The organism is Paenibacillus sp. IHBB 10380 (assembly GCF_000949425.1).
GTDB lineage: Bacteria > Bacillota > Bacilli > Paenibacillales > Paenibacillaceae > Paenibacillus_AQ.
This window is the reverse complement of sequence record NZ_CP010976.1, coordinates 2,776,713-2,799,469: the sequence shown is the minus strand read 5'-3', so window position 1 is coordinate 2,799,469 and position 22,757 is coordinate 2,776,713. Positions and strand designations below refer to the sequence as shown.

Here is a 22,757-nt window from a genome sequence, read left to right as displayed (position 1 = left end):
TATTGGAACAAGCGTTTACCTATATTCAATCTAAGACACCACCTTAAGTCGTAAGTTTATTCTCCACTTGTTGACGTTCGAATTGTTCCAGATACCAGCCACCATGAGCCAGTAAATCTTGATGTGTTCCTTCTTCAATAATACTTCCTTGTTCCATCACGACGATCCAGTCAGCGTGCTCTACAGCTGATAAACGGTGGGTAGAAATTAAGGTTGTTTTGCCAGCACGTTTGAGCCTAATATTCTCAATAATTCGTGCTTCTGTTCTAGCATCAACCGCGGATAGCGCATCATCTAGAATAAGAATCTCAGGATTACCAATGAAAGCTCTGGCTAACGCAACACGCTGCTTTTGACCTCCCGAGAGGGCAACACCTTTTTCCCCAACAAGCGTATCTAGACCATCGGATAGGGTTATCAAGTCGTTCTCAAAAGCTGCTGTAGCAATAGCCTCCATGATTAGGTCGTCGCTTGCATCTTTCAGACCGAATTGAATATTCTGTCTCACAGACTTAGAGAATAGAATTTGCTCTTGTGGAACATATCCGATCCAACTATAGAGTTGATCTTTAGCTATATTATTAATGGAAATTCCAGATATGAGCAGTTGTCCGCTTCCTGTTGGGTATTCATGAAGCAACTGTTTAAGCAAAGTAGTTTTACCACTTCCGGTACGACCGACTACACCGAGCGTCTGTCCTTTTTGCATCGTGAACTGAATATGTTTTAGATTATCAACTGTTGAAGCTGGATAACGAAAGGTAACATCCCGTAGCTCGATCGTCTCAGGATTATCTACATGAATAGGGTGAGCGACATCGTTAACATCGGGAACAACCGATAAAATTTCGTCGACACGATCAAGTGATGCACTCCCGCGTTGCATAATATTAATGAGTTCTCCAATGGCGAACATAGGCCAGATCATCATCCCAAGGTACATATTGAACGAGACAAGGTCTCCAAGCGTAATTTCATTCTTGAATACGAGATAAATCCCATAAGCAAGACCAATCACATAACTGAGTCCCACACAAAGACGAATGGTAGGTTCGAATAAAGCATCGAGCTTGGCGACATGCATATTTTTGCGATAAACATCATCTGTTATCTTCTGAAAACGTTCCTGGTCGGATCTTTCTTGAACATATGCACGAATAACACGAACACCTGCTACCGATTCCAGTACTTGGTCATTCATATCACCAAAGGCATCCTGTGCTAAAGAGTAACGTTCGTGAATGATTTTCCCGTAAATCTTCATCGCTATAGCGATGAATGGAAGGGGAATGATGGCAGCTAATGTGAGCTGCCAACTGACCAGAAAGCCCATTGCAAACAAAATGACGAGTAAAAATACTGTTGAATCTGTCATAACCAGCATACCGAAACCAGCAGTAGCCGATACGGAACGAAGGTCATTTGTTGCTCTTGCCATCAAGTCACCCGTACGATTCCGTTCAAAGAACGGAGGAGTCATTCCGAGTAAATGATTCATATATCGCGAGCGGAGAATACGTTCTACAAGGTTGGCACCACCGAATAGTCTATGCATCCATATGTAAGTGAGGATATAGATAACGATTAGAATAACAATAATGGATAGGATATAGCCGATTAGTGAGGGACCTGTAATCGAGCCCGTCACAATATCATCAATCGCATTTCCAAGTAAACGAGGTGGGAGTAGCTCACCAATTCCGCACACAATCAGCACGAACAAGCCGATCATGTAGCGCTTTCTCTCTTGGCGAAAGAACCATCCCAATTTAGTAAGAACAGAAAACAAAACACTCACTTCCTTTCAATTAGAACCTGTCTGGTGAATCCTTGAATCCATTGTAAACAGAAAAAAGACACACCATCCGTGAACGGACGATATGCCTTTTAAATGCTAAAGTTATCATGCGTACGGTTATTGAAGAGCAACCGTAGAGACATGGTAGGGTTTACTTGTAAATGGTTCCAAGATGCGTAATTGCTTTCTTGTTAGAAAGTTTCCACCAGCAGGGTTACTCCAGTATTCAATTGTTGTAGTTCATGAACTTGATGTGTTGCGACGAAATCAACCATCTGAAATGTAGGATTGAACACTTTACTCACCCTTTCTTAGGAAATTTAATCCAATTGGATTCTTGTATGCTATGAATTCTAACATCGTGCTTGCTAAGCTGTCAATTTTTATTTTTGAACGGATCTATGATTTTGATATGATAAGATATAGGTATAATCCGTAGAATTCTGTATTTTTTGCTTAGCTTCAGGTATGATAGAGATCAAAGCAAGCTCTGACAATGCATAAAGGAGTTGACACGAATGAATATTCGCATGAGCAGTGAGGCTGCACGTTGGTATGTTAAGGAACTGAATTTGAAAGAAGGAGACGCGGTTCGTTTCTTTCCAAGATATAGTTCTGGAGGAGGGCTCCATCCGGGATTTTCGTTAGGGATTTCCGTTGAACAGCCTCGTGATGAGGGCATATATCAACATATTGAACAAATTCATTTTTATATAGAAGATCAAGATCTCTGGTATTTAAATGGGTATGATTTAATTGTGAATTATGTGGAGCCACTCGATGATATTGAATATATTTATGAGGAAATTGAAGAAATAACCTCAGGTCTATAAGCTCTGGGGTTTCTTATATCAAAAACTCCTATTCCGTGAGGAAAGGAGTTTTTGATTGCGTTTGGGTAAATATATTTTCTTCCATTGCAAATTGAAAATCTTCAATATCGTATACCTGTACTTGTACACCACCTTCAATAATTCGTTCGATTAGTTCGAATTGATCTGTAAGAAGAGGTAGTGACTCGCGCTGTGAGATCAATAAGAGTTCAGTTTCTACAGGGTCGAAAGACTCGCCGTAGGCTTCATTATCATGAGCATTGATAATGGTGATTGTCGTTAATTCTCCGAGTGGGATGGCAGCACTTTTAGCCCAAGGTATGATAAGCGCACGCTTAATTTTTTTTTGATTAAGTGGTTGTTCTAAATAAATTGTTAATTCCCTCATTTGCTTCTTAACGTGTTGGTCATCCTCGTTATTACTCATAATCTGTTCGGAGCTATTCTGTAGTTCATATAACTCCATGATGCTTGTATATGGAATGATATATTCAACGTGACTTGGTGGTTGTAGCAATTCACCATAAATGGCGAGCATAGCTGCCTCCATTATAAATTGTCTGGACATGTACTTCCTCCTGAATCTGACTTAGCAATATAAAACCATTGTAGGAGGAAAAAGTCAACTTTGTAAAGATTAAGATTGAAGTTATTAGATCATAAAAGAGGAAGTGTAAGCTTGAATCAATGGAAGGCCTATTATAAATTTATTAAGCCATACAGAAAATGGATTTTATTGACCCTGATTATAGGAATGATTAAATTTACCATCCCACTTACATTGCCTATGATTATGAAGTATGTAGTCGATGATTTGTTAACAAGTTCAACACTTAGTGTTCAGGAGCAAATGTCACAATTAGTGCTCATTCTGGGTGGGACGTTGATCCTGTTTATCATTGTAAGAGGTCCTGTTGAGTATTTCAGGCAGTACTTCGCTCAGTTGATTACAAGTCGAATATTGTTCGATTTACGGAATAAATTATATGCCCATCTGCAAAAATTATCACTCAGATATTACCAGAATACGAAGGTCGGAGAAGCCATTTCACGGTTTATAAATGATGTTGAGCAGACTAAAAATATCGTTGAAGTTGGAATGATGAATATATGGCTTGATATGTTTACCCTTTTAATTGTGTTAGGGGTAATGATCTATCTTAATCCGATGTTAGCGTTAGTCTCTATTGCGATTCTCCCCTTGTATGCCATTGCGGTAAAAATCCTTTACAAGAGACTAAAGCAATTAAGTAAAGATCGATCACAAGCACTTGCAGGAATCCAATCCTACTTACATGAAAGAATCCAAGGTATTTCTGTCATTCGTAGCTTCACACTTGAGAAATACGATCAGCAACAATTTGAAGGTATTAACGGGAATTTTCTCAATAAAGCGATGGCACAAACGCGCTGGAATGCAATGACTTTTGCAGTGATTAATACATTAACGGATATAGCACCGATTCTGGTTATTGGGTATGGAGGATATCGAGTCATACAGGGGGATCTTACGCTGGGGACTTTCGTAGCTTTCTTTGGATATTTAGATCGGTTATATGCCCCATTAAGACGTCTAATTAATTCTTCGACAACGTTGACACAAGCGTCAGCATCACTCGATCGAGTGATGGAGCTGATGAATGAATCCTATGATATTGTAGATTCTCCTAACGCTAAGACATTAGAGGGTCCTGCGAAACATATTAGATTTGACCATGTATACTTTAAATATAACGATCAAGAGGATTGGATTCTAAATGATATCAATCTAGAGATTATGGCAGGAGAAACGGTGGCGTTCGTGGGTATGAGTGGGGGAGGTAAATCTTCTCTTATTAGCTTAATCCCAAGGTTTTACGATATTCAAGAGGGTAGCCTTCAAGTTAATGGTTTCGATGTTCGTGACCTCACACAAGATAGCTTACGCAGAAGCATAGGTATGGTTCTGCAGGACAATTTCTTGTTTAGTGGATCTGTACAGGATAATATTTTGCTTGGCAATCCACATGCGGATAATAAAGAAGTTATAGCTGCGGCTATCGCTGCCAATGCGCACGAGTTCATTATGAACCTTCCGAATGGCTATGATACCGAGATTGGAGAACGAGGGGTTAAATTATCTGGGGGGCAAAAGCAGCGTTTAGCTATAGCTCGCGTCTTTCTGAAGAATCCTGATATTCTTATTCTGGATGAGGCTACGTCAGCTTTAGATTTAGAGTCTGAACATCTGATTCAACAATCGTTGCAGGACCTTTCCTCTAATCGGACTACATTAATCGTGGCACATCGATTATCAACAATTACTCATGCGGATGTTATTGTCGTATTGGAGAATGGGAGTATCACCGAAAGTGGTAATCATCAACATTTAATCGAGCTTGGTGGAAGTTATGCAAGGCTATATAATGTTCAGAATTTAGATACCTAAGTTATTCTTAGTATCGAGGGCATCTGTGCAGCATTCAACAAAGAACCGAAAGAAGAATTATACTGTACCCCTATAGATAGACTTATTAAAGTGTCTACTCTATAGGGTACAGTTTAACCATTTCTCCGGTTCTTTGTTATGTTATAAGTTAACGACGTCTCTCTGCTTACGTTCAGTGAAACTTAAGATTTGCCGATAAGGAGGGACAGGATACCCGCAGCGATCAAAGGTCCTACAGGAACGCCTCGGAATAAAGCAACCCCTAGCACAGTGCCAATTAGAAGGCCTGCAACTATCGTAGGATTGCTAGTCATGAGCGTCGCACCACGCCCGCCAAGGTAGGCAACAAGCATTCCTATAGCTATTGCGAGTAGAGATTGCCAGCTCAAGAATGAGCTAGCGATCGTAGGTAGGCTCAGTTTACCACTTGCAAGTGGAGACATGACTCCAATGGTCAGGATAATAATACCGATCGTTAGTCCGTACTTCTCTAACCATGGAAAAGCTTGCGTGAAGTGGGTAACTCTGAGTAGCAGCAATACAATCATTGCGATGGTGATGGCTGTATTGTTACTAATGACCCCTAACGCAGCTATCGCTAACAAGATCAGTGAAGTGATATCCATGGATGTGGTCATCTCCTTTAGCTCGATAAAGGTCGTATATGTTCTGCAATCAAACGGCCATGCCAACGACCCGACTCGATGAACACTTCATTCGCATTGCTTCCTGATGCAATAACACCAGCTACATAAAGCCCTGGGACAGAGCTTTCCATGGTCTCTGGATTGAATATAGGTTTCTCCATATCACCGTCAAGTAGTACGCCTGAGGAAGCAAGTAGTTGTCTATCAGGGTGGAAGCCTGTAAGTGCTAAGACAAAATCGTTGTCAATGATGGATTCTTGCCCATCGTTAGTTGTTACTACAACGGAATCCATTCTAATTTCAGTAACTTTAGCGTTCAAATGAAGATGGATGTTTCCTTTTTGAATCAAGCCTTCAAAGATTGGACGAACCCAAGGTTTAATATTGTCCGAGATTGTCTCTCCACGGTAAACCATCGTGACCTCAGCGCCCACACGGATAAGTTCCATAGCCGCATCAACGGCCGAGTTACTTCCCCCAATGACGGTCACTTTCGTTCCGGTATATGGGTGAGCCTCACGGAAGTAGTGAGTCACTTTAGGAAGATCTTCTCCAGGAATGCCGATATAGTTAGGGTGGTCGAAATAACCAGTTGCTATAACCACTTGACGAGCTTCATGACATAGCTCCTGTCCACTTCGATCTCTCGTATGAACGGTGAATAGCCCATTGTCATGTCGTTCAATGGAGAAAGCTTCTTCGTACGAAGTAATGTTTAATTGATAATGTGAAGCGACTTTACGGTAGTAGGAAAGTGCTTCATGCCTAAATGGCTTATCGTTAGGTGTAGCAAATGGAATATCCCCGATCTCTAGCAGCTCAGCGGTACTAAAGAACTGCATATATGTAGGATACAAGTAAATGGAACGGACAATGTGGTGCTTCTCGATAATATGTGTCGAAAGTCCACGGCGGTTGCATTCTATAGCTGCTGATAGACCGCAGGGACCTGCCCCAATAATGATAACATCTTGCATGATGGAACCTCCTTAGTTGCTTATGCATCAAACAATATAATCCTACTCCAATTATTATGGAAATGCCAGAACTGAGACGTCGAATAGAGAAAGTTGATCATCAATATATAGATTCGTCTGATATACTAGAATAAACTTTTGGCAAAGTGAATACAGGTTTAGTATAAAAGGGGTGCAAAGATGGATTTAAAAGCAGTCATTTTCGATCTAGATAATACATTAATGGATAGAGATACAACATTTCGCAAATTTTCTGAGCAGTTCGTATCAGAACATCTGAGTCATCTTATTGAATCCGCGCAGGCTGAGATTGTGGTTGATATGAAAATTAGAGATGCTGATGGATATCGTAATAAACAACAATTTTTTCAAGAGTTAGTAGATGTTCTTCCGTGGAAGAATACAGTTACAGCTGTTGATATTGAACAATTTTACAACATACATTATATGACTCATGCCTGCCGAATGGCCTATGTAGAAGAAGCCCTTAAGCACTGTAATCATCGTGGTTATGCAATGGGGATCATCACGAATGGGAGACAACATATTCAGCAAGGGAAGATAAATAAGCTACAACTGATTGAGCATTTCCACACTGTTGTCATATCTGAGAATACGGGGATACAAAAGCCAGCTCCACAAATTTATCAAATGGCACTAGATCAATTGGGAGTTACAGCAGATCAGGCCGTATTCATAGGAGATCATCCACGTAACGATATTTGGGGACCTGATCAAGTTGGAATTCGTGGTATTTGGCTGCGTCGTAACCATGTATGGGATGATGAGCTAAATGTGAAACCGTGGAAAACGATTCATGAGTTAAATGAGCTAGTTGAGATTATCTAATGAAACAAATGGAGGATTGACTTTGTAGAATACATTCTGTATATAAACAACCTCTCTTCATGGATTAATGTATCCATAAGAGAGGTTGTTGTTTACAATATTTAAGGATTGAATTAGAAGCTTACCGCGGCTTCCGATGCTTGTTTAAGTCCAGTCTCAATAATGTTTGCTGCTTGATCTGGGAATTGATTATGTCCTTCGACAATAACAGAAGTTAAGTCTTTAACACCGAATAAGTTCATGTTATACGTAATAAAGTTAACTGACATTTCAGCTGCTGCTGCAGGACCTTCGGAATACAGGCCACCTCTTGCATTTAGAATCGCTACTTTGGTGTCTGTAACTAATCCAACAGGACCTTCAGCTGTATATCTAAATGTTTTGCCTGCTTGATTAAGGTAATCAATGTAGGTATGAAGAACAGCCGGTACTGTCATATTCCACAATGGGAATGCAAACACAACTTTGTCAGCTGCAAGAAATTGATTCAAATATTTAGTTACATTGTCAGCGGCTTGTTGTTCTTCTGGTGCTAATTCCATACCATTGGCTGCTTTATACATACCCATGATAGCCGTATTATCGTAATAAGGAAGGTTCTCTGCAAACAAATCAAGTTCCTCAATTTGATCATTCGGATGCGATTGTTTGTAGCTCTCCAAGAATGAATGGTATAGCTTAACACTTACGGACATTTCAAGAGGACGGTTATTAGCTTTGATAAATAAAACGTTAGACATAGTATGTTTATCTCCTGTTCTGTACTTTAATCTACTTACTTACATTATTATAGTAACATAAGTTTTATCTGTCAACACGTTTGTTACAGTGTCCGATAACGAGAGTTACGGTCAATACCATTTTACTGTATTGGCTTAAGCTGTCATTCGACATAACAAACCAATCGGGTACAAAGGAAAAAAGTTATTCATGAAGAATAACCCATCTTTTAGGGGATGGGTTTTAGGATATTCTCATTTGATTTTACTTCACGGTAATATTACCAGAATGAGTCCTGATCTTAATAAGATCATCGGACTGTCTTAAAGATTCAGGGGATTGTACACTACCAGAACTAGCTTGGAGATCATAGGTACCTTTGAAGTCTACATCTGGGGTTAGCGTGACATTACCTGAACTTGCCGAAAGATTAAGGGAAGCAGCCCCTTTTTGAATGATTCGAATGTTACCTGAACTAGCACTTATTGTACTATTACCACTTAAGTCATCTAATCTAATATTTCCAGAATTTGATGCTGCGGTAGTGTTACCATTAATCATATGCCCTGTTATATTACCCGATTTAACATCTAGTAGTAATTGTTCTGATGTAATAGACTCAAGGGATAAATTTCCTGAATGAGTGATTATAGAAGTGTTTTTAGCTGTTAAATTTTTAATATTTGCATTGTTTGAATTGAATTGAAGAGCAACTTTTTGTAGTTGATTCGGATCAGTTACAGATACTGTGATTTTAAGTTTTTTAGGTTGGAAGGAGATATTAAAGAATCTAATGGTGTCCCCATCTGTGAGGTTCATATCAAAGGTGCCGTTATTTAGGGTTGCTTGCTCCATGAAGGTAATGGTTTGGTTCTCTAAAGGTCCGTCCAACGCAATGGAGTCTGTGCCATCTGTACTTTCTATGAAGTTCACATCTGCAGAATAATCACTGTTAATATTCAATGTATGGAGCGTATTAGGTTCAAAGGTCCATTTCTTATTGTATACAGTTAGATCATCTCCAAATTCAAAACGATTAAATGCCATCCCGGCAAACCCGATTATAACCAGTATCAAACCAATAAATCCAAGACCTCGCCATTTCGTAGTACTCATTCCGCGTTCCCTCCTTTTGCGATGGTTGTATTCCAGTGTCCATACGATTTAGTGATTGAAAGTAATCCTGCCTTAATGAACTTAGCTGCGATAAAGAGCCAGATACCAATCCCCATCATGGCTATAGAGGCGAATAGTTTAGAAACGAAGAAGACATGATTGATAACATACTCCACGCTTATCAATAGAGGGGATAGTAGTAAACCGAGTGCTCCTGCACATATGCCAATCCAACCCGCCCAGAGTGCGATAAAGAAAGGTACTACGACAATGTTTGCAAAAAAGAGTCCAACATAAACGAACAGGCTGCGTATTATTGATGATGGTTTTGCCGTATGTATAACTATAGTTGCACGATCATCTACCATTTCTTTGGATAGTTCAATTGGATCACCCAGCTCGATTGCAATTTGAGCTTCGGTCTTTCCATTCTGCAGTCCATGGATGAAGTGAGATTCATAATCCGCCATGAGCTCATTTCTTTCTTCTGGTGCAAGCGATGCAAGATGATGATGTAATGTAGATAAAAACTGATGTTTATTCATATTCGTTTCCTTCCTCAATTAAATTAGCCACATTTTGTACAAAGGAGTTCCATTCTGCGACCATACCCGTCATATAAGATTCTCCTTGTGGTGTTATTCGGTAATATTTACGTGGTGGTCCTTCTGTAGATTCCTGTAAATACGTTGTACAGTATTCGTCGTTCACCAATCTTCGAAGAAGGGGGTAGAGTGCACCTTCAGCAACTTCAATATGTTTGGACACGGATTGAGCTAACTCATATCCATACTGATCTTTACGCTTGATAAGTATGAGTACACAGAACTCAAGAACGCCTTTTTTAAACTGTACGCTTACACTCAAAGCGGATTCCTCCCCATTACAGATTGTTATTCGGATTTAACTATATTCAGTACTGAACATTGATCACTATTGGATGAATAAAGTGTATCACGCACTACTGAATAATGCAAGATACTACATGGATTACTAATAAGAACTTAGTTTTGATTGGAAGAAATTAAACTCGGTAATGAGGTATATAGGGTAAATTGGTAAATGGTAAATCGATCCTCATAACTTCGTTTTTTATAAGGAGAGACGTGGGAATGTCCATTGATCGTGGTTAGGTTTCTTCTATGTATAAATGCTAGACTCTATTCAAAAAAAATCCCTCTTAATAGAGGGACAATGCTAGTGTATCATTCTCGCTTTTACTATGAAGGATAGCTTCTGATCCTTCAATTTCAATACTTATAAGTGAATCTAAGCATTTTTTTAATGCTCTTTTTCCATTTTGAATTTTAACTTCTAATATATTACTAAGTAGCTTCATCGTTTTTTGTACAGGTTGTTTACTGTCTGTACTAAAGTATACAGGTACCAATTTGTTCTGAAAAGTAATTAACATGGTCATAGAAAACACCCCTAATCGTATTATTTATTACACATAATAATAAACAACCATTATTAAAATTTCCTTAAAAATAGATTATAAATAGGTGAAGTATTCATATTTATTAAGATTTATGTCTAACCCGTGACGTCATAAGATATCTTGTCAAGGGTATTTTTATGAATTACATAAACAAAGGTTTCAATGATGTTGGAAGACAAGGCTAACCTTGTTTTCCTCAATGAATGTGGGAAATTGACGGCATTTTGCATGAATGTTACATTAATATAGCAGAAATTTTGCATTGATTACGATATTTACAATACATATTAGAAGGTAAATTGCTGAAGGTCTGTGGTTTACTATAAATGACTCACAAAGTGTGACTGAAATTGGACTGTTCGAAGGTTGTTCAATTCGGGCCACTAAACCCTCCTTCTCTATGATATCTATTATTTTGCCAATAGTGATGATTATGGTGACAGTAGGATTCTACATTTATATGACTCAGGCAAGATGGGTAATAGTAATTTCATTATGTTTCAAATGATTACGACCGTCATGATGCTGATGTCCTATATATTGCCTTTTTTATCTATAATAGGTAACAAAAAGAAATATGCTGAGAAGGTATCAGAACATAAGGCCTTGTTAAAGGTCATATGCCTCCTTTATAATTTCAGGCTGCTTTACCCATCTCAAAGGGTAGATGAGGATGAGCGTTCTAGAGAGCTTTGCAATATCATTTATTATATAATGTACCTGTAGGTCTTTTGGTAGATGATCTTGAGCCTTGTGATGTGAAATCAAGCCAGAGTGGGTTTTTGTTCGGGACTTTAGACCCTAATGACTTATCGTTTTTTAGAATACCTTTTACGGAAGCAACTCAAAGCACAGGGGGAATGAAAGTCTTTCCTGTGGGTCAAGGTTACTATATAAAAAGAAAATTTATTAGGGTGAAAGGCGCAATTCCCTATAATCAATGGAACAAAGAACGTTGGGTAAAAGAAATTTGTGACCGATGGCATGTTGTCGTTTGAGGGGAGGTAGCTCATAATGTTGACGATTCATGATTATGAGCATGATACGATTACCCTAGAAGCTAAGGAATTCTTTTTCTTGGCAGGAATTTTAGGTTCTGATCGTTTATTAGGAGTAGAAGATCCTTTTCGGGGGTATTTAGCGGAAGAAATCGCTGTAGAATGGGAATTGGCTAAAGCCAACTTATTAGATAAAGGTTTATTGATTCAGGAAGAGAATGAGATGCAGCTTTCTATGCCGCCTGCAGTGTTCTCTAGAGTAGCTATTGCGGGTCTGTCGGAGTGTGCATGCTGGTTGAAATATAGTCATCATGGTGAGATCTTTGAAGGTTATCTGCATGTGACCAATGAACGTGTTGTTCAAGTATGTAAGTGTGAACCAAATTCTTCATGTTATAGATTAGATGAATTAGGGACTGTGGATGAGGTCTGCAACAAACTGGTTGAGGAACTAGGCTTTAAAGAAGGATTTCCTACGGAAGTGCCAGCGTTGTTCTTTTCGCAGCATAAATTTAATGAGTTGTATGAGAATTCTTTGAGTTTTGATCTTGAAACGTTAAGTAATCAGCTTGCTGAGGCTACAGATGATGTAGAAGGGGCAATTACCTTGGCTAAGTGCTTACAATTTCGTTCACTTGAAGGTGAAATGCACTTGTCTATATGGGATGGTCAGAAGTGGGAAACGCAAAGTGCTGCATTTCTTGTCAATGATTCGATGAACTGGTTAATTCGTAAAAGTATGTCTGGGGATCAGGATTGGATTATTGCGAGTCCAACGAGTAAGAATCAATTTCAAGAAATGCTGCTTGGTTGGCTGAAGCAGTCTACATAATCTGACGAAAGGTGATGTGCCATGCGAATTTCTGTTGAACCGGATGCACTCCGGGCATTAAGTCGTCAACTGCAGCAAAGTGGGGAGCAGATCAATCAGATTAGAGCGGTGCTCAATCAGGCAGTGGATTCTCTTCTTAATGATGCAGAGACAATGGAGATCGTGATGAACACTTGGAGATTAGCTAATTTACAGAGTGTAGAAATGGTTTCTGCACTCATGGAGATGGCGACTACATTACAGAATAAGGGAGATCAATTTCAAATTGTGGATGAACAACCGTTCTCTACCTTCCATAGTTCAGCGATCTCTAATCATTCTCCTGTGGCGATGTTTGAAATGAGTAAGAAGAATTTACAACTGTTGTCTGGTTTGGGGAAAGAGTCTACTGTCATCTCAAATCCCAGTTCAGCTGTAGCAGCCATCGTTGGTGAGAATATGAAAGAGGATATAGAAGTCGGATTGGGGTGGGAAGGGCCATCTGCTACGGGTGGGAACTCATTAGGATATGGAAGTCTGATGATCGGAACCATGCTTAAAAGCGGTTTTACACGAGGTACTCGGTACACGTTAAATAATGCAGCTCAGAATCCCCAAGTATGGAAATTCATAGACCCTAAGATTGCAGCAAGAGAAGCCGTCTCTTTTAAGGGAGTAGGTGGCGCAACTCAAGATACAGCTTTCGTAGTTGTTAATGGTGGAATTGGTCTCGGGACAATGGCTGGCAGTGCTGCGATCGGAGCTGCGATTGGCTCTGCGGTTCCCATCGTCGGAACTGCTGTCGGAGCAGCTGTAGGCCTTGGTGTAGGAGTTACAGTATCAGCTGTAACGGAGATCAAAATTAATGGTAAATCTCTAAAGACGCATGCTGTAGCTGGCGTTGATAATGCTATTGAAGGCGTTATTAGTGGAGAGGAAACAGCAGTTGATGGAATGAGTGATACAGGAACCGAAGCTGCGGAAGCCGTAGCAGGTACTGTAGATACGGTCTCGTCCGGAGTGAGTAGAAGCGTGACTAGAGTTAAAGAACGATTAGGCTTTTTTAGTATGTTCATGTTGTTCTCTTAAAGGAGCGATTACTGTTGCCTAATCTCGTAATAGATTTGTAGTTTTACCTATCATGATATCACTAAAGAGATTATAACGAGAGTATGTATTGGATGGATTAGGAATTGTAGGAGGGAATGTAGTCATTCATTGGTTACAATATAATTCTACCATTAATAGTAGTTATCATTCTATTGTGCTTCTTCTCTCTTATCTATATGCTGATATCAAGCAATCTACACAAATATATTCTGATTAGAAGAAATCTCTAATCAGAAGAAGCCTCAATTGTCTCTTCTAAACTAATCACTTACATAGTGTCAAACGAGAGGGATGGACATATTATGAATAACGAGGAACAATACAAGGGATTGCTTCCACTGGGGTCTGTGGTTTTATTGAAGGGAGCCTATAAGAACCTAGTGGTTTATGGTCGTAAACAAGTACATATAGATACTAACAAGATCTATGACTATATAGGTGTGGTGTTTCCTGAAGGTTATATAGACCCCGACTACTCTTTTCTATTCAACCACGAAGACATTGAAGTGGTGAAATATGTAGGTTATTTAAATGATGAAGAGAAAGATTTTCAAATATTATTGGAGCACATTTCATCTGCAGAAGAGTAGGGTATTTAGAATCAGGACAATGGTCTTTTGGAAATTATTGAAGACTCATGTATAGTAAGTTGGGATACCCTTTGAATGCAACTACGAGGAGGAATTATAGAATGACAGGACGTATACTTATCTCCCCAGAACAAGTAGATCAAGTAGCGAATCAGTTTAAGCTAAGTGGAGAGCAAAGTCAGCAAATCGTAGCTACTTTGACGCAGGCGATTCAAGGTATGGAAGGACAATGGGAAGGGATGACGAAACAACGTTTCTTCCAACAATTCCAAGAAGCTAGCAAAGAAATGCAATTGTTTATTCAAACTTTAAATAGCATTAACCAAGAATTGACCGCAATTTCAACGAAATTCCGTACGGTTGACCAAAATCGTTAATCGAAATGATTATCTTCTTATTATGAATGAACTATAGTTAAGAAAACCGGGTGCGATCACTACTCCCGGTTTTCTTGAAATATCAGAAAGTATAAGTCACTATTGTACTTTCTGATATTTCAGATAAAGCAATGGTATATAGAATAAGCTTATCCTTGTATCGATCATGTTATAGAGAGAGTAATGACCATGTCTTTTCAGCCGAATCCAGACGAACATGCCGTTAAATTACGTGGGATGTCTTCTGGATTACCAGAAAGTTATCGTGAAATGTTAGTTAAATCAAGATTATCAGCTCAGCCAAGGAGCAATGATGATGTTGCCAGGCAGCCACTCAGAGTTAGTAACTATTGGTTTTCAGATGTCGGCAGCTACACCGGTAAGAGCATAGGGGGATATGATGACAATGAATTTACAATGGCTGGATACATTTCGTTATGTTAGTTCACAGTCCGAAGAACAGTTGGTCTCTTGCTATGACGGTATATTCAAATGCCGCTATGGTTATGGACGTGCCTCAGAAACGGCTTCTCATGGTGAGAAAGGCCAGGATTTCGTTGGTGTACATATAACAGGTGATGTTTGTAATTTCGTATTATGTGATGGTGTAGGAATGAGTTATCAAGGAGATTTTGCCTCGAGATTTGTTGGGAATACACTGTTGAATTGGTTAGATACAACGGAAGATTGGACATCTGTAGGTTTTACTTCTTATATGCAGGATTTAACCAGAACGGCGACTGAAGAGTTAAATCTAGTTGATATTCCAGATGATTTACCAGCATTACTAAAAGAGGTACTGACAGATAAGCGACGACTGGGAAGTCATACGATGTATATATGCGGACGTATAGAATTGCCTACCTCCACACAAGTAGGAAGAATATGGATGGCTTGGCAGGGGGATTGTCGGTTGAGATTTTGGCGTGATGATCAAGAGATCAGCGAGTATTTTCAAAGAACCATGCAGACGAATGAGCACTGGTCAACAGCTCAAGGTGTATTAGGTAGTGCTCCACACGTGTATCAAAGCCGCTTAGAGTATGGAATACCCATGAGACTTCAGTTATATACCGATGGACTTCATGATCTAGACGCTATACGTGAACGGCTTCCTGATGAACAAATCCAAATTCTATTTGATGCGCCGCATACTTATGGACTCACGGATGATGCAGCCTTTTTAGAACTTAATTGGTGATAGATCCTAGGAATCAGAAGAGGTACAACAATAGACCGACTACTTACTGTGTATGGTCTATTTGTCTTGTTTCTATACATAGACTAACTTACAAATTCTTTTTTTATTTAAGTAAGTGATTAAGCATCCCTCCTTTTTGGGTAATCTTGAGATACATGGTGCAGACTGAAGTTCTAAACCAACTGTATAACTATATTTACATCCAAGACAAAAAAAGGAGAGATATATATGAGCAAGGGACAGATAAACAAGCAGCGATTTGAAGGAAAAACAGCTATTGTAACCGGTGCGGGTTCAGGCATTGGGAGAGCAACAGCGATCAAGCTAGCTCAGCAAGGAGCCAATGTGGCATTATTCGATCTAAAGGATGAACGATCCTTGGAGACGGAGGCTGAAGTTAATAGCATTCGTGAGGGGGCTGCACGCGCCTTCGATGTAGATACCTCTAATGCAGAACGGGTAGAGAAGGCCGTACTTGAGACGGTAGAATTGTTCGGGGGAATAGATATCGTATTCGCTAATGCGGGTATTAACGGTGTCCTTTCACCGATTGAAGACTTGAAGCTTGAGGATTGGCAACAGACGATTAATGTTAATTTGAACGGTACCTTTTTAACCGTTAAATATACGATTCCACACCTTAAGAAAAATGGGGGGAGTGTTATCATTACTAGCTCAATTAACGGAAATCGAACCTTTTCAAGTTTTGGCATGTCGGCATATAGTACGTCAAAAGCGGGGCAAGTGGCTTTTGCTAAGATGGCAGCATTGGAGCTAGCTAAATTTAAAATTCGGGTTAATGTGATTTGCCCAGGGGCGATTGCCACGAATATTGATCAGAGTACAGAGAAAACAGACCAGCTTAAAGACATAGTTATTCCCATGGAGTTCCCTGAAGGACGTCAACCACTTAAGCACGCTCCAGGACAACCAGAGCATGTTGCAGATCTGGTCGTGTTCCTTGCCTCAACAGAAGCATCTCATATTACAGGTACCGAGATGTTTATCGATGGCGCTGAATCACTTTTGTGTTAACGGTAAATTTTCATATTCAAGATTTAGGTTCTGTTCATTGTGAACAGGATCTTTTTAAGCTGTTTAACTAGGCTGAGTTGGACAACACTGTTCTTCCTACTATAATGAGATTGATAGTAATACATAATAAGTGATGAAGATCACATGGAGAAGATGATATGCAGAGACTACCCATTACTCAAATAGTACCTCAATTAAAAAAAATATTGACTAATCAATCTTCCGCAGTGCTAATTGCAGAGCCGGGTGCTGGAAAGACGACACAAGTACCGTTAGCTCTACTAGAAGAGCCTTGGCTTGAGGGAAAGAAAATCATCATGTTAGAACCACGGCGATTAGCGGCGCGTTCTGCCGCACAATTTATGGCGAGACAGCTTGGAGAGAGTGTCGGAGAAACGGTTGGCTACCGCGTTAGAATGGATAGTAAGACTTCCAAGGCAACACGAATAGAAGTTGTTACTGAAGGGATTTTGACCCGGATGTTGCAGCATGATCAAGCACTTATGAATGTAGGTCTTCTTATTTTCGATGAATTTCATGAACGAAATATTCATGGAGATTTAGGGCTAGCACTTGCCCTGCAATCACAGGAGATGCTGAGAGAAGATCTTAGAATTCTTATCATGTCAGCTACGATAGAGGCAGCGCCCGTTGCTGCGCTACTTCATGATGCACCTATTGTTCATTGTCCCGGACGCCAATTTTCCGTAGAATCGTTCTATATTCCTCAGACAACGAATTCGTTGCTGGAGAAATCCGTAACTTCAGTTATTCTAAGTTGCTTAACTAACCACCCTGGTCATGTGCTTGTATTTCTACCGGGCGTTCGTGAGATAAGGCGGGTAGCACGATTACTTGAATCAACCACCGCTCCAAGTAACACCGCCATTAGAGCATTATACGGCCAATTGTCATTAGCTGAACAGGATGCTGCGATTCAACCTGAACCTGATGGACGACGTAAAATTGTTCTAGCTACTTCTATTGCTGAAACAAGTCTAACCATTGAAGGTGTGAGGGTTGTAGTGGATAGTGGCCTGATGAGAACAGAAGCTTTTTCTCCTCGTAGTGGCATGTCTCGTTTAACGACGGTAAAGGTGTCCAAGGCAGCTGCAGATCAAAGAAAGGGGAGAGCCGGAAGAACAGAAGCAGGTTGGTGTTACAGGCTATGGAGTCAAGAAGAACATGACTTCCTTAAGGATGCAACTACACCCGAGATTATAGGTAGTGATCTTGCACCACTCGTACTAGAACTAGCTACATGGGGGGTACATGATCCAACTCATTTAGAATGGCTTGACGTTCCGGTAGCCCAGGATTTCAGTCGGGGCGTTGATCTTCTTCAAAGGTTAGGCGCATTAAATCCAGATGGTCATATTACGGAATATGGTCGCCAGATGGTGCGTCTGGGAATGCATCCTAGACTAGCTCATATGATGTTGGAGTCGATGAAGCTGGGATGTGGGCCGTTAGCCTGCAGATTGGCTGCTTTGCTTCAAGAGAGAGATCCTTATCGTGGGAATAAGGCGATACAAGACTGTGATGTAACGTTAAGAATGGATTCGATCTTTCAATGGGAGCGGGGAGCGATGGCGGATATTCCTGATTCCTCGGTAGATATAACAACCATGCATCGCATACTACAAGAAAGTCGCAATTTGCAGTCTATTCTACATATTCAAGGGGAAGTAAAAGAGTATACAGAATGGTATGGTTTGCTTTTATCTTTCGCTTACCCTGATAGAATTGGACAGAACAGAGGAAATGGTAGATTTCTTCTTACTAGTGGACGTGGCGTTGAATTATCGGTAAGCCAACCTCTAAGTAGATCATCCTATATGGTGGCGGCAGTTGTAGATGATAAGGGTGTCGATGGTAGAATCATGATGGGAGCGTTGCTGACGGAAGAGTTCCTACATCGGTATCATCAGTCTCATATCAAGGAAAATGATCAACTAATATGGGATCGGGAACTCCAAGGTGTCAAAGCTAGAAGGAGACTCACACTTGGAGCTATTGTTATTCGTGAACAGCCACTATTGAAGCCGTCACCTGAGGATATTTCACAGGTCTTACTGACAGGAGTTAAGGTGGAGGGGCTTAACATATTACCGTGGAGTAAAGCTGCTAATCAATATAGAGAACGACTTCAATTCATGCATATAACAGTTGCATCAGATTGGCCTAATGTTACTGAGGAAGCCCTGTTAGCTACGTTAGATGAATGGTTATTACCTTCGATATATGGGATGAGGAATCGCAATGATCTGCAACGGCTACATTTAATTGAAGTTCTACAACAAAGTTTGACTTGGGAGCAACGTCGACAGCTTGATGTAGAAGCACCGACACATCTCATCGTACCAAGCGGATCTAGAATACCTATAGATTATAGCGATCCTCAAATGCCTATTGTATCTGTTAGATTGCAAGAGATGTTCGGTCTTTCGGATACACCTCGGATTGCCGGCGGGACAAAGAGGTTAACGCTTCACTTGTTGTCACCAGCACAGCGTCCCGTGCAAGTAACAGCAGATCTTGCAAGTTTTTGGAAAGAAACATATTTTGATGTGAAGAAAGATTTAAAGGGGCGTTATCCTAAGCATTTTTGGCCAGACGATCCACTTGAAGCTACTCCAACTCGCCGTGCAAAGCCACAACAACATAAATAAGGGTTATAACCCATTACTTTATGGCGTTTGTATCTAGTGGAATAGGGGGAAGTAAAGTCACCATTACCGACGAGGCTAAGGAATATGAATTCCTATGTGAATCATGGTAAAATACTAGTGCTCGTTGATTCAGGTTAATATGGAACAGGTGCTTATGAAGTGTTCCGTGAGAATAAGTCACTTAACTCGAGCCGATATAACTCGAATTCGAAATACTAGCTTTCATTCTTGCTCTAATAAACGCTAAGTTGTTTAAGAGGGAACTCATAGGTATATACTTCACTTATGGATATAAAGAAGAACAAAAATTCAGCCAGTATAGAAGCTGAATTTTTGTTTTCTACAGGGTAGGATATATTTATATTACAGGAGATTATGATGTCTAAAAAAGAAAGAATCATTGAGATTGAGCTACTCCGAGGATTGGCCTTTCTAGCTGTTGCACTTCAACATGCTATCGCGCATTACTCTATTGTAGATGGGATTAGGTTGGAAGATGGGGTACTGATGACCCTTATCCTCATGTTATCTAAATTCGCAGTGCCCGTGTTTATATTTATTACAGGTATGGTCCTCTTTTATAATTACAGGGAGAGGTTTAACTACATATCTTTTTTAAAGAAACGAGCTACAGATATTCTTGTACCCTATATTCTCTGGTCATTCGTTTACTTCTCCATTTCTTATGGTTGGCAGCAAGGGCTAATTCCGCAAAGTATAAAATGGTTTCAGATGTTATTCACAGGTAAAAATAGCTATCATTTGTGGTATGTGGTCATGATTTTTCAATTTTATTTGTTATTTCCTGTATTTCGTTATGTTATTTATAAGGTGAAAAGTCATTGTACCGTTAAAATACACACATTTATTATAATTTGCGGGGGAATTCTCTTTATATGGATCACTGCCAATATTTTTACGATTGGAGGGATTTTATCTGCCTATCCCATTCCGATGATCACAGCGTGGTTTACACAATATGCAGATCGTAATTTTTTGTATTTTTCTTTGTATTTTGTGCTTGGTGCCTATGCTGGCCTGTATCCAGATCTATGGAAAAAATGGATTCATAAAGGAAGTATGCTGTACGGGAGTGTCTTTATTATTTTGTTCGGATATTACGTGTATATCGTTGTCCAGAGTTTCCAAACAACACCCGATGGCATGAAGATGGGCTTCAACAGTGCATCTTTGCTGCGACCGATGATGGTCATTTTTCTACTGAGTTCAATTTTTGTGTTCTACAATCTGGCAAGCAGGATGAAAGCTCATCAGGGGTCAAGGTGGAATAACGTATTACTGTCCATCGGAAAGTATTCTTACGGAGCTTATTTAGTACATGCGCTCATGCTCAAGTATAGCTACTATTTCGATATAGGCCTGTTTATTCACTGGCCCGTTATTATTCGAATGATCATATCCTTTGTCATTTGTGTGTTGTTCTCTTACGTACTTGTGTTATTGCTTTCTAGACTGCCGTTCGGTAAATGGACTGTAGGTATCTCCAATTCAAGTAAAAAGACTTAGCTACGATGTAGCTGATGCGAAATCTTCACTGAACTTCTGAAGCTAGAAGTTCAGTGGGGATTTTTTTGTCATAGAGAAAGGATCTTATCGATCGACAACGAAAGCTATAAAACAAGCGTTAACCTAATATTTCATTATATGAAAAATTCACAATAGAAAATTCAAATAAATAATTTTAGAGCATACCTGCTTAAAGATTTTATTATATGTATTTAGATCATTATATTTGACATGTTACAAGAGTACCAATGCACATGAATATATACTATTGTGCAATATGGAAAATAGTAGTATATAATAATGAAGAAGGTTAAAAGATAGAAGAGGGAGGACTAAGGAAATGGCGTTTATGATAGCTCAACGTGCTTTTATCAAAGTATATCTGATTACAATGGTAGAGCAGCAGAGAGGATATGGATATCAAATGCTAGAAGAGCTCCGAGCAGAATTCAGCAGTTTTGGATATGCTCCACCTCAAAGTGAAATATATCGTGCTTTACATGAATTGGTGCAAGAAGGAGTATTTTATCGTACAAAGCAATTAAAGGGTAATGATCCTCGAGTCGATTTCCAAGAAATTGTCCTCTATCATTTCACAGATAGTGGCAAAGAGAAGGCAGATTTATATAAGAAGCAAATTAAAACTGACCTTGATCGTTGCCTCGGGATATTAAATAAAGCAGCAAGTGACAACTACTAATAGGAGATTAAGAACAGAATCCGTTGAACACACAGGTACAGCTCCGAGACCAATTAGGTCTATTGGGGCGGGGCCCCCTTAAGTATAGTGAAAGAAAGCAGGCAGATGATGAAATGCTCATTAAGCTTTCTTCTTTGCCGCTGCTTCTTCTTCTTTTGTCTTTAGAACAGCAAGTAATGCAAAGGTATCACCTAATATAGTCAAGATAGATGCGATAAGGGCTAAATCTGAGGCTGATAAATCTAAGTCTTCAATGTTCAATTTATTTATGTTGTTTCTTTTAGACAAATGATCACCCGCTTAAACATTTTTATCATTTTATGATTATTTTTAATTTATGCGTATGCATTAGACCAGATCCATAAAAAGTATTGAAATATTGAAATATGAGTTGGAATACAGCTATAATAAGTATGCTTAAATGTATACACCCGTGTATGGGAACGATACTAATATGAAGATTATCTAACACATTTTAAGGCATCAGATTATTGGAGGTATTTAATTGGATGAGCATATGCAACGCCGCCTAGACAAGCAGAAGAAATTATTTAATCAATTGGGAATTCATCTGGATGCGCTTTCGATCCATGAGAAGGAATTCAATAATAAGCTTCGTGGGTATGATCCAGATGAGGTAAATAGCTTCTTAGATGAGGTTATTAAAGATTATGAGCGCTTCTATGCCACGATTGCAGACTTAATGGATAAATGGCAAGAGCAGCAGATAGTCATGCGTGATCTGAAAGTTGGAGTTAAACCAGATATTACAGATTCATTCAAAGTAGATCCAAGGCAATTAGAGAATATTATTATAAAATTAGAGGACAACATCAAAGAATTAAAAACTAAAGTGAGTCCTGAACAACATTTATATATTGACTAGAGATGGTTACATATTCTTATATGATAAAGCGTCCCTTTATG

24 protein-coding genes and 1 pseudogene are annotated in these 22,757 nt (G+C 39.5%); 15 read left to right on the top strand and 10 right to left on the bottom strand.

Features of this window, described 5'->3' with window-relative positions; translation table 11 throughout:
- Positions 1-43: 43 nt before the first annotated feature.
- Entirely contained in the window at positions 44-1,789 is a 1,746-nt protein-coding gene (locus UB51_RS12090) for an ABC transporter ATP-binding protein (RefSeq protein WP_044877498.1), read from the bottom strand.
- Positions 1,790-2,316: 527 nt separating this feature from the next.
- Between UB51_RS12090 and UB51_RS12085 the strand changes: the two genes are divergently transcribed.
- Positions 2,317-2,631, top strand: a complete 315-nt coding sequence (locus UB51_RS12085) for a HesB/YadR/YfhF family protein (protein WP_044877497.1) — start codon at positions 2,317-2,319, stop codon at positions 2,629-2,631.
- 28 nt (positions 2,632-2,659) lie between these two features.
- On the opposite strand, the gene UB51_RS12080 is transcribed toward UB51_RS12085, so the two are convergent.
- Positions 2,660-3,199 carry a hypothetical protein gene (locus tag UB51_RS12080; RefSeq protein ID WP_044877496.1) on the bottom strand — a complete coding sequence of 180 codons (540 nt, stop codon included), beginning with the start codon at positions 3,197-3,199 and terminating at the stop codon, positions 2,660-2,662.
- A 111-nt stretch (positions 3,200-3,310) separates the two neighbouring features.
- On the opposite strand from UB51_RS12080, the gene UB51_RS12075 reads away from it, so the two are divergent.
- Positions 3,311-5,059, top strand: coding sequence for an ABC transporter ATP-binding protein (locus tag UB51_RS12075; protein ID WP_044880102.1), 1,749 nt, complete (start codon positions 3,311-3,313; stop codon positions 5,057-5,059).
- A 182-nt stretch (positions 5,060-5,241) separates the two neighbouring features.
- Here the strand turns inward: UB51_RS12075 and UB51_RS12070 are convergent, their stop codons facing one another.
- On the bottom strand, positions 5,242-5,685 hold the full coding sequence (locus UB51_RS12070; RefSeq protein ID WP_044877495.1) for a DUF441 domain-containing protein: 444 nt from the start codon (positions 5,683-5,685) through the stop codon (positions 5,242-5,244).
- Between the two features lie 17 nt (positions 5,686-5,702).
- A complete protein-coding gene (locus UB51_RS12065; RefSeq protein WP_044877494.1) occupies positions 5,703-6,683 on the bottom strand; it encodes a YpdA family putative bacillithiol disulfide reductase in 981 nt (326 codons plus the stop codon).
- 180 nt (positions 6,684-6,863) lie between these two features.
- On the opposite strand from UB51_RS12065, the gene UB51_RS12060 reads away from it, so the two are divergent.
- The gene (locus UB51_RS12060) at positions 6,864-7,532 is read left to right on the top strand and encodes an HAD family hydrolase (RefSeq protein WP_044877493.1); all 669 of its coding nucleotides are present in this window, start codon (positions 6,864-6,866) and stop codon (positions 7,530-7,532) included.
- 113 nt (positions 7,533-7,645) lie between these two features.
- Here UB51_RS12060 and UB51_RS12055 read toward each other — a convergent pair whose 3' ends face one another.
- The 5 genes from UB51_RS12055 to UB51_RS12035 all read right to left on the bottom strand — a co-directional run bounded on the left by UB51_RS12055 (position 7,646) and on the right by UB51_RS12035 (position 10,788).
- Entirely contained in the window at positions 7,646-8,272 is a 627-nt protein-coding gene (locus tag UB51_RS12055) for an FMN-dependent NADH-azoreductase (RefSeq protein ID WP_044877492.1), read from the bottom strand.
- Between the two features lie 244 nt (positions 8,273-8,516).
- Positions 8,517-9,368, bottom strand: coding sequence for a DUF4097 family beta strand repeat-containing protein (locus UB51_RS12050; protein WP_044877491.1), 852 nt, complete (start codon positions 9,366-9,368; stop codon positions 8,517-8,519).
- The gene (locus tag UB51_RS12045) at positions 9,365-9,913 is read right to left on the bottom strand and encodes an HAAS signaling domain-containing protein (RefSeq protein ID WP_044877490.1); all 549 of its coding nucleotides are present in this window, start codon (positions 9,911-9,913) and stop codon (positions 9,365-9,367) included. Before UB51_RS12045 ends, UB51_RS12050 begins: the two co-directional genes overlap by 4 nt.
- A complete protein-coding gene (locus UB51_RS12040; protein WP_044877489.1) occupies positions 9,906-10,235 on the bottom strand; it encodes a PadR family transcriptional regulator in 330 nt (109 codons plus the stop codon). Before UB51_RS12040 ends, UB51_RS12045 begins: the two co-directional genes overlap by 8 nt.
- A gap of 313 nt (positions 10,236-10,548) precedes the next feature.
- Positions 10,549-10,788, bottom strand: coding sequence for a hypothetical protein (locus UB51_RS12035; protein ID WP_044877488.1), 240 nt, complete (start codon positions 10,786-10,788; stop codon positions 10,549-10,551).
- Positions 10,789-11,501: 713 nt separating this feature from the next.
- Between UB51_RS12035 and UB51_RS12030 the strand changes: the two genes are divergently transcribed.
- The 11 genes and pseudogenes from UB51_RS12030 to UB51_RS11985 all read left to right on the top strand — a co-directional run bounded on the left by UB51_RS12030 (position 11,502) and on the right by UB51_RS11985 (position 21,830).
- Positions 11,502-11,807, top strand: coding sequence for a hypothetical protein (locus UB51_RS12030; protein WP_044877487.1), 306 nt, complete (start codon positions 11,502-11,504; stop codon positions 11,805-11,807).
- Positions 11,808-11,823: 16 nt separating this feature from the next.
- Positions 11,824-12,639 (top strand): hypothetical protein, encoded by an 816-nt coding sequence (locus UB51_RS12025; protein WP_044877486.1) that lies wholly within the window; start codon positions 11,824-11,826, stop codon positions 12,637-12,639.
- 21 nt (positions 12,640-12,660) lie between these two features.
- Complete coding sequence (locus UB51_RS26465; protein WP_052675901.1) at positions 12,661-13,707, top strand: WXG100 family type VII secretion target; 1,047 nt, start codon at positions 12,661-12,663, stop codon at positions 13,705-13,707.
- A 323-nt stretch (positions 13,708-14,030) separates the two neighbouring features.
- Positions 14,031-14,318 (top strand): DUF4176 domain-containing protein, encoded by a 288-nt coding sequence (locus tag UB51_RS12015; protein ID WP_044877485.1) that lies wholly within the window; start codon positions 14,031-14,033, stop codon positions 14,316-14,318.
- Positions 14,319-14,419: 101 nt separating this feature from the next.
- Positions 14,420-14,695, top strand: coding sequence for a WXG100 family type VII secretion target (locus UB51_RS12010; protein ID WP_044877484.1), 276 nt, complete (start codon positions 14,420-14,422; stop codon positions 14,693-14,695).
- Between the two features lie 201 nt (positions 14,696-14,896).
- Positions 14,897-15,086 (top strand): annotated as a pseudogene (locus UB51_RS26460) (hypothetical protein); the annotation flags it as partial.
- Positions 15,087-15,101: 15 nt separating this feature from the next.
- The gene (locus UB51_RS12005) at positions 15,102-15,896 is read left to right on the top strand and encodes a protein phosphatase 2C domain-containing protein (RefSeq protein ID WP_052675898.1); all 795 of its coding nucleotides are present in this window, start codon (positions 15,102-15,104) and stop codon (positions 15,894-15,896) included.
- 228 nt (positions 15,897-16,124) lie between these two features.
- Entirely contained in the window at positions 16,125-16,931 is an 807-nt protein-coding gene (locus tag UB51_RS12000; RefSeq protein ID WP_044877482.1) for an SDR family oxidoreductase, read from the top strand.
- Between the two features lie 158 nt (positions 16,932-17,089).
- Positions 17,090-19,603 carry an ATP-dependent helicase HrpB gene (gene hrpB / locus UB51_RS11995; RefSeq protein ID WP_044877481.1) on the top strand — a complete coding sequence of 838 codons (2,514 nt, stop codon included), beginning with the start codon at positions 17,090-17,092 and terminating at the stop codon, positions 19,601-19,603.
- A gap of 375 nt (positions 19,604-19,978) precedes the next feature.
- Entirely contained in the window at positions 19,979-21,130 is a 1,152-nt protein-coding gene (locus UB51_RS11990; RefSeq protein WP_082063130.1) for an acyltransferase, read from the top strand.
- A gap of 340 nt (positions 21,131-21,470) precedes the next feature.
- On the top strand, positions 21,471-21,830 hold the full coding sequence (locus UB51_RS11985; RefSeq protein ID WP_044877479.1) for a replication termination protein: 360 nt from the start codon (positions 21,471-21,473) through the stop codon (positions 21,828-21,830).
- Positions 21,831-21,950: 120 nt separating this feature from the next.
- On the opposite strand, the gene UB51_RS28285 is transcribed toward UB51_RS11985, so the two are convergent.
- A complete protein-coding gene (locus tag UB51_RS28285) occupies positions 21,951-22,118 on the bottom strand; it encodes a hypothetical protein (RefSeq protein ID WP_160297264.1) in 168 nt (55 codons plus the stop codon).
- Between the two features lie 217 nt (positions 22,119-22,335).
- Between UB51_RS28285 and UB51_RS11980 the strand changes: the two genes are divergently transcribed.
- Positions 22,336-22,716: a DivIVA domain-containing protein gene (locus tag UB51_RS11980; protein ID WP_044877478.1), complete on the top strand. Its 381-nt coding sequence runs from the start codon at positions 22,336-22,338 to the stop codon at positions 22,714-22,716.
- Positions 22,717-22,757 lie beyond the last annotated feature (41 nt).